14 protein-coding genes are annotated in these 10157 nt (G+C 40.9%); 10 read left to right on the forward strand and 4 right to left on the reverse strand.

Going from position 1 to position 10157, the window contains the following annotated elements; all coding sequences use genetic code 11:
• Positions 1–87: 87 nt before the first annotated feature.
• Both NFR99_RS13365 and queF read left to right on the forward strand, forming a co-directional pair.
• On the forward strand, positions 88–774 hold the full coding sequence (locus tag NFR99_RS13365; RefSeq protein ID WP_120485669.1) for a queuosine precursor transporter: 687 nt from the start codon (positions 88–90) through the stop codon (positions 772–774).
• Complete coding sequence (queF, locus tag NFR99_RS13370) at positions 775–1245, forward strand: preQ(1) synthase (protein ID WP_120485670.1); 471 nt, start codon at positions 775–777, stop codon at positions 1243–1245.
• Between the two features lie 22 nt (positions 1246–1267).
• On the opposite strand, the gene NFR99_RS13375 is transcribed toward queF, so the two are convergent.
• Complete coding sequence (locus tag NFR99_RS13375) at positions 1268–1477, reverse strand: hypothetical protein (RefSeq protein ID WP_120485671.1); 210 nt, start codon at positions 1475–1477, stop codon at positions 1268–1270.
• Between the two features lie 170 nt (positions 1478–1647).
• Here NFR99_RS13375 and truA point away from each other — a divergent pair, with 170 nt between their 5' ends.
• Entirely contained in the window at positions 1648–2379 is a 732-nt protein-coding gene (gene truA, locus NFR99_RS13380; protein WP_120485672.1) for a tRNA pseudouridine(38-40) synthase TruA, read from the forward strand.
• A 1-nt stretch (position 2380) separates the two neighbouring features.
• Here the strand turns inward: truA and NFR99_RS13385 are convergent, their stop codons facing one another.
• Positions 2381–3016 (reverse strand): lactate utilization protein, encoded by a 636-nt coding sequence (locus NFR99_RS13385; RefSeq protein ID WP_135976991.1) that lies wholly within the window; start codon positions 3014–3016, stop codon positions 2381–2383.
• A 244-nt stretch (positions 3017–3260) separates the two neighbouring features.
• On the opposite strand from NFR99_RS13385, the gene NFR99_RS13390 reads away from it, so the two are divergent.
• The 6 genes from NFR99_RS13390 to NFR99_RS13415 all read left to right on the forward strand — a co-directional run bounded on the left by NFR99_RS13390 (position 3261) and on the right by NFR99_RS13415 (position 8539).
• Complete coding sequence (locus tag NFR99_RS13390) at positions 3261–3992, forward strand: MerR family transcriptional regulator (RefSeq protein WP_251353896.1); 732 nt, start codon at positions 3261–3263, stop codon at positions 3990–3992.
• A 133-nt stretch (positions 3993–4125) separates the two neighbouring features.
• Positions 4126–4701: a class I SAM-dependent methyltransferase gene (locus tag NFR99_RS13395; RefSeq protein ID WP_120485675.1), complete on the forward strand. Its 576-nt coding sequence runs from the start codon at positions 4126–4128 to the stop codon at positions 4699–4701.
• Entirely contained in the window at positions 4698–5228 is a 531-nt protein-coding gene (locus NFR99_RS13400) for a VTT domain-containing protein (protein WP_251353897.1), read from the forward strand. The genes NFR99_RS13395 and NFR99_RS13400 overlap by 4 nt, the downstream gene beginning before the upstream one ends.
• Positions 5212–5904, forward strand: coding sequence for a response regulator transcription factor (locus NFR99_RS13405; protein WP_330642207.1), 693 nt, complete (start codon positions 5212–5214; stop codon positions 5902–5904). The genes NFR99_RS13400 and NFR99_RS13405 overlap by 17 nt, the downstream gene beginning before the upstream one ends.
• Positions 5867–7180, forward strand: coding sequence for a HAMP domain-containing sensor histidine kinase (locus NFR99_RS13410; RefSeq protein ID WP_251353898.1), 1314 nt, complete (start codon positions 5867–5869; stop codon positions 7178–7180). The genes NFR99_RS13405 and NFR99_RS13410 overlap by 38 nt, the downstream gene beginning before the upstream one ends.
• A 447-nt stretch (positions 7181–7627) precedes the next feature.
• Entirely contained in the window at positions 7628–8539 is a 912-nt protein-coding gene (locus NFR99_RS13415; protein ID WP_251353899.1) for a type I restriction enzyme HsdR N-terminal domain-containing protein, read from the forward strand.
• A 105-nt stretch (positions 8540–8644) separates the two neighbouring features.
• Here the strand turns inward: NFR99_RS13415 and NFR99_RS13420 are convergent, their stop codons facing one another.
• A complete protein-coding gene (locus tag NFR99_RS13420; RefSeq protein ID WP_251353900.1) occupies positions 8645–8815 on the reverse strand; it encodes a hypothetical protein in 171 nt (56 codons plus the stop codon).
• Between the two features lie 26 nt (positions 8816–8841).
• Positions 8842–9414, reverse strand: a complete 573-nt coding sequence (locus tag NFR99_RS13425; protein WP_251353901.1) for a hypothetical protein — start codon at positions 9412–9414, stop codon at positions 8842–8844.
• A 159-nt stretch (positions 9415–9573) separates the two neighbouring features.
• Between NFR99_RS13425 and NFR99_RS13430 the strand changes: the two genes are divergently transcribed.
• Positions 9574–9855: a helix-turn-helix domain-containing protein gene (locus tag NFR99_RS13430; RefSeq protein ID WP_251353902.1), complete on the forward strand. Its 282-nt coding sequence runs from the start codon at positions 9574–9576 to the stop codon at positions 9853–9855.
• The last annotated feature ends 302 nt before the right edge of the window (positions 9856–10157 follow it).

Raw genomic sequence — 10157 nt, forward strand, 5'->3', positions numbered from 1 at the left:
CACCTTCTTCTGTTATCTGATTTATAGAAACTTATTAAACAAGTAGTCTTGATTGACTACACCATTATTATACTAGGAGGAGAAGAAATGACAAATTCTGTTTTATTTATATTTTCGATTGTTTTTTATCTTTTTGCGGTGGTGCTCGCCTATAAAATATTTGGCAAAACCGGGCTGTATGTGTTTACGGCGATTTCAGCGATTCTTGCCAATATACAGGTATGTAAAAATGTGGATATTTTCGGGCTTTCTACCACTGCGGGAAATACGCTTTATGCGGCCAGTTTTCTGGTGACAGATATTCTGTCTGAAAAATACGGAAAGAAAGCGGCGCAGAAAGCGGTCTACATCGGCCTGTTTACTACAATTATTTTCCTGGTGGGAACCCAGGGGCTGCTCAGGTTTGTCCCGAATGCGAATGATATCATGAATGAGCCGATGACGATGCTGTTTGGTTTTGTGCCAAGGGTAGTTTTGGGAAGTACGCTGGGATATATCTGCTCGCAGACGATAGATGTTACACTTTATCATTTAATCTGGAAAAAGACAGGCGATAATGAGAGGATGCTGTGGCTTCGGAACTGCGGTTCGACCCTGACCTCTCAGGCTGTAGATACGGTGGTGTTTACATTTGCCGCTTTCTGGGGCGTGTATGATACGGAGGTATTTGTCAGCATTCTGCTTACAACTTATCTGTTTAAAGCAATTGTTGCATTCTGCGATACGCCTTTTGTGTATCTGGCGAGAAAGCTTAAAGTGAAGGAGGAAAATTAAATGTCTCAGTTACATGCGCTTGGAAAGCAGACAGAATATCAAACGGATTATGCGCCGGAGGTACTTGAAAGTTTTGAAAATAAGCATATGGATAATGACTATTTCGTAAAATTCAATTGTCCGGAGTTTACATCTCTCTGTCCAATTACGGGACAGCCGGATTTTGCGACGATCTACATATCTTATGTCCCGGATAGGAAAATGGTTGAGAGCAAATCCTTAAAACTGTATCTCTTTTCTTACAGGAATCATGGAGATTTTCATGAGGACTGCTGCAATAAGATTATGAAAGATTTGATAAATCTTATGGAACCGAAGTATATTGAAGTCTGGGGGAAATTTCTTCCAAGAGGAGGGATTTCGATTGATCCGTACTGTAATTACGGAAAGAAAGGGACAAAATGGGAGGAGATGGCTTATGACCGTCTCGCCCATCATGACATGTATCCCGAAAAAGTAGATAACCGATAATAGATTTGGGTGCCCCGTGGTCTTACGGGGCATCTTGCGTATCCGAAAATTTATTATAAGAGATAAGATTTCTGGGCGGAAGATAGGGATAGATATCTTCATAAGATTCCAGTTCTGCTTCGGTTTCAGGCGTGAAAGGGATCAGTCCGGTACAGTCCTGGAAGGAACAGGATTTTCCTAAATAATCGTATTCATCAATAATCTGACGGTTGGTCTTTGCGTTCTTTTTCATAATTCCTCCTTGTGTAAAATGATTTAGGTGTAGTATATGTACTTTTCAGTGTGATATACTAAAGGTATTATTTGGAGACGGAACGGTTTGCATTTTATGAAGCCGTGAAACTGAGTTGGAAAAAAATAAAAAAACGGGGGATTTGACTTTGGGAAAGGACGGTGCAGAAGATGAATTATAGAATGGTTGTACAGTATGACGGAACGAGATATGCGGGCTGGCAGAGGCAGCCTATGGGGAAAGATACCATACAGGGGAAACTTGAGGCTGCGCTGGGAAGGATGACAGGAGAGCGGATAGAAATCAGCGGCGCGGGACGGACAGACGCAGGCGTTCACGCCAGAGGGCAGGTGGCGAATGTGCATCTGCCAGAGGGATACAGCGCCGAAGGCGTCAGAGATTATCTAAACTGCTATCTGCCGGAGGATATTTGCGTAACGGAGATGAGTGAGGTGTCTGAACGTTTCCACAGCAGGCTGAATGCAGGCGCAAAGACGTACCTGTACAGGATATCCACGAATACGACAAAAAATGTATTTGAGAGGAAATATATTTATGATTTAGATGAAACCCTGGACGTGGGCAGAATGAAAATGGCGGCTGATTATCTTATCGGGGAGCATGATTTTCAGGGCTTTTGCGCTAAGAAGATAAAGAAATCGACAATACGAAAATTGTATTCGGTTGAATTCCGGGAGCTGCCCGGAGAACTTCAGATTTCTTACCGGGGCAGCGGGTTTCTTTATCATATGGTGCGGATTCTCACAGGGACTCTAATTGAAGTGGGAAAGTATGAAAGAACGCCGGAATCCGTACAGGAGGTTCTGCGGGCAAGAGAACGGGCAAAAGCCGGCTATACGGCTCCGGCGAAAGGGCTGTGTCTGATGCGGGTGGAATATTAGTTTAGTATCCCAGAGATTCCCCTACCAGGATGACATGGATTCTTCCGGGAATCCTGCTGTAGCGAGTGACAAGAACCTGGGCGCAGAGACATTCGGGAGAAAGACAATCTGCACATACTCCGGTTTTTCCGCAGGGTGTATCCGAACCGAGGCGGACGGCATTTGGCGGGGCGGCAACATTATGCACCCGGTCAAGAGCCTCATCCACGGTTTTTGTTACTTTGTTCATGCCCACAACCAGAATGACATGGGCAGGGCCGAACGTGAGGGCGGCGACCCGGTTTCCGGTGCCGTCGATGTTTACCAGCTGTCCGTCCAGAGTGATGGCGTTGCTGCTCATTAGATAGTAGTCGGTAGAAAATGCTTTGCGGTAGATGACCTGCACTTCGTCAGGGGACTGTGCGTCGGCGCGGTCTAATAATGTGACGGGCGCTTTTTTGAGCGCGTCAATCATGCCGCTCTCTTTTAAAGACATAGAGCCGCCCCAGGAAACCGTAGAGCCATTTTCAATAAGGGAGAGCGCTTTGTCTACGGCGGAAGAACTGTCCGGGCAGTAGTATCCGGACATGTTTCTCTTTTCCAGATGTTTGATTATCGTATTTGCCTGTCTTTCGTAAAATTCTTTCATAGGTGTCATAGAATCTTCCTTTCTGTATATTTGAATTCCATTCCTGCAAGCAACGAGCTAAGTGACTGCTTACAGGAATTTGGCGACTGCCGCGAGGGTCAGATACCCTGACCCTTCTGCTTTTTCAGGAAGTATATCTAAAATAACGGGACTTGTCAATGAGCAGAAAAGTTCCTGAAAACATAAATTTACCTATTGACTCTAACGTTATGTCATACTTTATAATATGCCTACACGAAAGGGGTGGAAAATCATGATGACTGTTCATGAGGTAAGTGAGCTGACGGGAGTGAGTATACGCGCTCTTCATCATTATGACAGGATCGGGCTTCTGCATCCAGCAGAAATCACGGGTGCGGGTTATCGGCTGTATGACGATACGGCCCTGGAACGCTTGCAGTGTATCCTGCTGTTTAAAGAGCTGCAGTTTTCATTGAAAGAAATTAAGGATATCCTGGATAGCCCTGATTTCGATTACAGCAGGGCGCTTGACCAGCAGATTACACTGCTCCAGATGAAAAAGGAACATCTGGAGAATCTGATAAACCTTGCTCGTGAAATAAAGCAGATAGGAGTGAAGAAATTGGATTTTACAGTATTTAACACAAAAAAGATGGATGAATACGCAGAGCGGGCAAAAGAATCCTGGGGACAGACGCCGGAATACCGGGAGTTTGAAGAAAAGTCGAAAGACAGGACAAAAGAAGACGAGCGGAAGCTGTGGGCTGGACTTATGGAAATCTTTACAGAATTCGGAAGTATGAAAGGCAGCAGTCCTTCCGGCAGTGCGGCGCAGAGGCTGGTAAAGAAACTGCAGGATTATATTACGGAGCATTTTTATACCTGTTCAGATGAAATTTTGGCGGCGCTTGGCAATATGTATGCCGGGGGTGGGGAGATGACCGACAATATCAATCATGCCGGAGGCGAGGGAACGGCGGAGTTTGCAGCCCAGGCTATTAAGGTATATTGCAGCATCCTCTAATAGGTGCCTCCATATAGTCCTATAGGATAAATGGAAAACCTAAAGAAAAATTTATAATTTCTACAGAACCCTCTTTATAACTGGTGTTTATAATCGTGTCTAAACAGATGACAGATATAAGGAGGGTTTTATTATGTTCCGCTTTTTTATAGAATTTGTGAAGCATCCAAAGACAGTTGGCGCTGTCATGCCAAGCGGAAAAGCTTTGGCAGAGAAAATGATGGAGCCCATTCAGTTTGACAGGGCCGATTGTATTGTGGAATATGGGCCGGGGACGGGTTCATTTACCAGGAAACTGCTGAAATATAGAAAAGAGGGTACGAAGCTTATTTTAATAGAAAATAATCCCGTCTTTTATGATAGGCTGAAAAAGGAATTTGGTATGCAGAAAGAGGTAGTGATGATCCTGGGGAGCGCGGAAAACGTAAACGGATATCTGGCGCAATATGGAATAAAGACTGCGGATTATATTGTTTCAGGGCTGCCATTTACGTCTCTGCCAAAAGATATTTCAGAGAAAATACTGCTGGCTACGCAAAGGGCAATTGGGACAAAGGGACGGTTCCTTACATTTCAGTACAGTCTGGTTAAGCGGAAGTTTTTTGAGAAGTATTTTACTATAGCAGGCTGTTTGCTGGAACTGAAAAATATACCGCCAGCTTATGTTATGGTGATGAGGAAAAAAGCGGAAAGGGGGCAGAGAGTATGATAGCTTTGTATTTTCTGGGATGCCTGCTGCGGCCGATATGCCTCCCGGTTCCTGAAACGCTGCTGGTATTGTGGGGAAGCAGGCAGGTAAGCCAGCCCCTGGCGCTGGCTGTGGGCGTGGCAGGTTCGGCAGCAGGGATAGCAGGGATGTACCTGATTTCCTCAAAGGTTTCCGAATGGATTGTAAAAAAGCTAAACTGCAGGAAAGCTCTGGAAGGCTTTCAGGACTATATTGCATACTATAAGACAAAAATGATAGCAGTACTTTTTATAATTCCTGTATTTCCGGATATTATCATTTCTATAGGGGCTGCTGTTTCAAAAATCAGCTTGCCGGTATTTGTCTTTATTGCTATAATGGCAAAAAGTGTTTCAATAGGAATGATCGTATATTCAGGGGAGATAGCCCATTTCCTTTGTTTGGAAAAATGGCAGGTGATTTTAACAGAGCTATTTTTGGTTAATATCATTTCCTCTGTTTTTAAAATTTATAACCGGGGCAGGGAGCGGTATGCAGATGCAGGATGAATATATTCTTATTGTAGATGATGATAAAGACATCAGGAATTTGCTGGGGATTTACCTGGAAAGTGAAGGGTATCGGTTTATAAAGTGCGACAATGCAGAGAGGGCGCTTGAGGTGCTGGCGGAGTATCATGTTGCGTTGATTCTTCTGGATATTATGATGCCGGGGATGGACGGGATAGCGGCATGTATGAAAATCAGAGAGAGAGCGAAAATGCCGATTATTTTTATGTCTGCAAAGGCAGAGGATATGGATATTGTAGAGGGGCTTATGGCGGGCGGCGATGATTATATAACAAAGCCGTTTCATCCTGTCCAGTTGGTTTCCAGGGTAAAAGCCCAGTTAAGGCGGTACAGGCAGTATAATGACAATCGTATTTCTGATAATATGCTGCATTATGAAGAACTGGCTCTGGACGCCAGCACACGGCAGACGTGGGTGAATGGAAAAGAGCTGCGGCTTACCTCCAAAGAATATGAAATCTTAAAGCTTTTATTGGAGAATAAGGGAAGCATTCTGTCCATCCCGCAAATCTATGAGAGAGTGTGGAAAGAGGAGTTTTACCATTCTGAAAACACAGTCATGATGCATATTGCAAATTTGAGGAATAAACTGCGGAATGCTACAGGGGGGGATGAATATGTCCAGACAGTGTGGGGAAGGGGATATAAATTGTAAAAAAAGGCATCCGCTTCATGTGGCGGGGGGATGCGTCGTCAGCCTGCAGGCGATACTTATCCTTCAGGGGGAGAAAGATTTTATTGTGAATTACCTGATTCCATATCATATGGAATGGCTGCAGATACTGATACGCTGTCTGTTTGATGCAGGCACAGCAGCCGCTGTCTTTTTTATTTTCCGGTATTTTTTATCTGTGAAGAGCCATAAACTCATTATCTATTACCTGCTTTCTGTAGTGCTTTCTGTGGCAGCGGCTGTTTTGGCAGGAGGACTGATTATCCGGTTTTTAAAAGACTGGTTTATAGAGACGGCTGCATCAGGATTCTTGGATACAAAAAGCGGGATTTTCATAATGACTAATTTATCCGGCGTATTCATCCTGCTTTTAGTAGCAGTATTTTCAGGAGCATTCGCTTTTTTAACGAAACGAAAAGTAAATTATATCCAATATATTTCCAGGGAAATAAAAAACATTGAGAACGATGGCTTTGGGCGGGAACTGAAAGTAAGCGGAAATGATGAAATTGCAGATTTGTGCAGCAGCATTAACCATATGTCGCAGAAACTCCTTGAAAAGCAGGAAAATGAACGGCGATTGGAGAAAAGAAAAAACGAACTGATTGTAAATGTGTCCCATGACCTGAGAAGCCCTTTAACGTCTATTATAGGTTATGTGAAGCTTTTAAAGAAAGAAGGGGCATCTGATGAAGAAAAGTTCCGGGAATATATTGATGTGGTAGATGTACGCCTGCAGGGGCTGAATGAAATGGTGAATGAATTGTTTGAATTGACCCGTTTAAATGGAACAGATGTAGAAATGAATCTTGAGAAAACAGATATGGCGGCTCTGCTGCGCCATCTGGCATATGAGAACGAGATTCTTTTACAAGAGCATGGGCTGGCTCTTCAAAATAATGTTACGGATTTCAGTTTTGAGATGAAAGTGGATATAAATAAGATAGTGCGGGCATTCCAGAACCTTTTTGATAATGCAAGGAAATATGCAAAAGAATGTTCAGAAGTCATCCTCAGCGCCAGACTGGAAGAAAATATCTTCCTGATTCAGATGAAGAATCAGATAAAGAACCAGGAAACTTTGCAGGCAGAGAAATTATTTGACCGTTTTTACCAGGGGGATGCTTCCCGCAGTGATACGCGAAGCTCCGGCCTGGGCCTGGCAATTGTCAAGAGGATTGTGGAATTGCACGGGGGGGAGATTACTGCGGATGTTAAGGAGGGGTGGCTGGTTTTGGAGGTTCGGTTTTGGGAATAGCCTCAATTGCCACTTCCTGGATTTTTTCTTCATCCGCAACAAATTTCTCCCCGATTGTGCAATTAAAAAATTGATACTGCACAACATCTCGTCTCCAAATTCGATATCGCAAATTTGCTTTCTTACGTTTAGAGTTAGACAAATTTGTATTTTCTGGGATGCCTCTTTTTTGTGATGCAAAGCATTCCTCAAAGTTAATCATTTCTGCCTTTTATTCTGCATTTATTTTGTCCTTGATATCTCCATGATTTATCTTTATAATTGATATTGAACAGCAAATTTAAGCTTGGAATCAACAAAGTTCTATTTGATTATTGTATGAAAACTGCGAGAGCAAAGAACGGCCGTTATATGCCTGGTACTATAAAACAGGCGTGGATTGAAAAAGAGATTGTGCCTACGAACAATCATCAGATAGTACAAACATAAAGAATAAAGGAAAATAAAATGCCTAAGAAAATTGACCAAATTTTAAAACCAGAAGAAATTTCTCATATATCCCAGTTCTCACAAGAAGATAAAGATTGGATAAACAGCCGTATTCACGACAGATCAGATGGTGAAGCAGGTGTAGAATGCGTTGTGCGTGGAAAAAACGATGATGGCGATTATTTTAAACTCACTCCAGAAGAAATAGTACGCCAATATTACGCATATAAATTGATGGAGATTTATGGTTATACCAAGGAACAAATTGGATTTGAACTTCCTGCGGTTTATGCGGGAAAAGAAGTAATCAAAAACAAGCGTATTGATATTGCTGTTTTTAATAAAGACGATAAATCCAAAATAGATATGATTATTGAGGTTAAAAGACCAGGAATCAAAGATGAAAACTCTATTGCTGACGGAGAATCTTCTACACCATTTCAACAAATGCAATCCTACTGTCGTTTGAAACAGCCACAGATAGGCGTTATTGCTAATGGGGATAATTTGCTTAAATTTTACGAAGCTCCTGCTTTTGATGAAGCTTTAGTTATTGATAAATTCCCTGCAAATGGAGAAAATATAGCTGAGTGGAAAGAAAATCGCCGTTTTACATTTAAACAGCTTATGCAGGCAGACCGTTTGCAAACCGAAACGCTTAAAGATATTATTCTGGATGTTGAACAGCGTTTTGGCGCAAACGATTCTAGCGATAAAGCATTTGAAGAAATATTCAAGCTAACAGTTCTTAAAATAGCAATTTCATTCTACTCATCTGAAAAATATACCCGATTGAATAATTATATCTTTAATCCGTTTAATGCTTGCATAGTTAAACTCACTTCTTCCATAAATAAGTGGGCATTTAAAAAGGACTACGGTGTTTTCCGCAACCCTTTATATACGCTATTGCTTATTTCTTTTTTGTAAAAATTGCATATGCCGCCCCTATTAGCAAAATTATTATCGCCAGTGGGGGATAAACAAACAACATTATTAAAAAAACTACAAACCAAAACATAAGTTTACTCCCTTCTAAAAATCAGATTTGCAGTCATTACAATGCCATTGTTTTGAAACTTTTCCTGCTGCAAACACTCCCCACAACGCTACACTCCCTGCCTTTGACATACCAGAAATTTTCTTAGTATTCGTAGAATGACAATATGGGCATTCCACTTTACCTGTTTGTTGTTGATTCGCCATAATAAATCCTCCTCTTTTCGTTTGTTTTATTGAGTAAATGCATCTATTATACAGGTTGGACAGTACATCGCATCTTCATCAATATAGCAACCACACACACCACATTTTTTTGAATGTGTAGTACAATAATATGTGTCACCCGAAGAAGCAATATAATTATTACACCCTGAATGTGCACATTTGGTTGTACTTGTTCCTGTTTTATTCGTAAATGAAGATGATGATGAATATGTACCCTCTACCATATCATTAACCATATCTTCCATTTCCTTATAATGGGTATAGCAATAATACTCTAATGTATTGTTAAGTCCAACTATTGATTCCGTTCCTTCCTTATAACATCCATCCGCTTCACAATAATGCGCTATTGTTTTTGATGACGAACCGCTATATGAACTTGATGAATTAGAAGAATCCGAGTTGTGACTACTAGATGATGAACTGCCCGAATCATCCGAATCAGAATTATCATCTTCATAATTTGAGCTCTCATATGATGAATCTGTTGTGCTATATGAATCATCATCTCCACTGCATCCAACAAAAGATATAACTGTCAATGAAAGAACTGCAAAAACGCATAGTTTCCTTTTCATCACGATACCTCCTCCATGAAAATATAACATCATATTAATTATACCCCTACTTTTTTGTTTTTTCAACACAAATTTTCCGTATTAGTGAAATTTATTTCACCATATCGGAAATACTTATTGATACACTATTTGTGAAAGAAGGTGATACAGTTGGTGAATATGGGAGATAAATTAAAGTCCCTTAGAACAGATAAAAAAATGACGCAAAAACAAGTAGCCGATAGAATAGGATTGGCTATTAGTGCTGTATCATCTTATGAATCGGGAACACGTTACCCATCTTATGATGTGCTTGTACGATTAGCACACATATTTCGTGTGTCTACAGATTATTTACTTGGTATGACAGACAAACGAAATATAGATGTTACGGGATTAGATGATGATGAAATAGAACTAATTTCACAATTAGTAGATAAATTAAAAAAGCGAGAGAACTAATTTACCTTTAATAATGTGTTCGGTGATACGTTCGATAAACTCTATAATCCTTGTTTTGTAATAATCTAACCCAAAATAAAATATGTTCGGCAAATCAGTAAAAACCGCCATTTTATAAGCATTTTAAGGATATTCTGCTATATTTATAACATTTTTAAGCATAGTTCGGTAAAATCCTTTATTTTCAATACCTTGGGACTTTTTCTTCACAAATCCTCAATATATAACTATAAATGAGCAAATTTAAAAAATTGCACAATAAGCCTATGCCACTAAAGCTTTAACCTGCTCAAAGCCAATGT

The sequence above is a fragment of the Hominisplanchenecus murintestinalis genome, from assembly GCF_943193015.1.
Lineage (GTDB): Bacteria > Bacillota > Clostridia > Lachnospirales > Lachnospiraceae > Hominisplanchenecus_A > Hominisplanchenecus_A murintestinalis.

Bases quoted from the DNA above. Each gene is read 5' to 3' on its own strand.
- NFR99_RS13365 (WP_120485669.1), top strand. From the start codon at position 88: ATGACAAATTCTGTTTTATTTATATTTTCGATTGTTTTTTATCTTTTT.
- queF (WP_120485670.1), top strand. From the start codon at position 775: ATGTCTCAGTTACATGCGCTTGGAAAGCAGACAGAATATCAAACGGAT.
- NFR99_RS13375 (WP_120485671.1), bottom strand. From the start codon at position 1,477: ATGAAAAAGAACGCAAAGACCAACCGTCAGATTATTGATGAATACGAT.
- truA (WP_120485672.1), top strand. From the start codon at position 1,648: ATGAATTATAGAATGGTTGTACAGTATGACGGAACGAGATATGCGGGC.
- NFR99_RS13385 (WP_135976991.1), bottom strand. From the start codon at position 3,016: ATGACACCTATGAAAGAATTTTACGAAAGACAGGCAAATACGATAATC.
- NFR99_RS13390 (WP_251353896.1), top strand. From the start codon at position 3,261: ATGATGACTGTTCATGAGGTAAGTGAGCTGACGGGAGTGAGTATACGC.
- NFR99_RS13395 (WP_120485675.1), top strand. From the start codon at position 4,126: ATGTTCCGCTTTTTTATAGAATTTGTGAAGCATCCAAAGACAGTTGGC.
- NFR99_RS13400 (WP_251353897.1), top strand. From the start codon at position 4,698: ATGATAGCTTTGTATTTTCTGGGATGCCTGCTGCGGCCGATATGCCTC.
- NFR99_RS13405 (WP_330642207.1), top strand. From the start codon at position 5,212: ATGCAGATGCAGGATGAATATATTCTTATTGTAGATGATGATAAAGAC.
- NFR99_RS13410 (WP_251353898.1), top strand. From the start codon at position 5,867: ATGTCCAGACAGTGTGGGGAAGGGGATATAAATTGTAAAAAAAGGCAT.
- NFR99_RS13415 (WP_251353899.1), top strand. From the start codon at position 7,628: ATGCCTAAGAAAATTGACCAAATTTTAAAACCAGAAGAAATTTCTCAT.
- NFR99_RS13420 (WP_251353900.1), bottom strand. From the start codon at position 8,815: ATGGCGAATCAACAACAAACAGGTAAAGTGGAATGCCCATATTGTCAT.
- NFR99_RS13425 (WP_251353901.1), bottom strand. From the start codon at position 9,414: ATGAAAAGGAAACTATGCGTTTTTGCAGTTCTTTCATTGACAGTTATA.
- NFR99_RS13430 (WP_251353902.1), top strand. From the start codon at position 9,574: ATGGGAGATAAATTAAAGTCCCTTAGAACAGATAAAAAAATGACGCAA.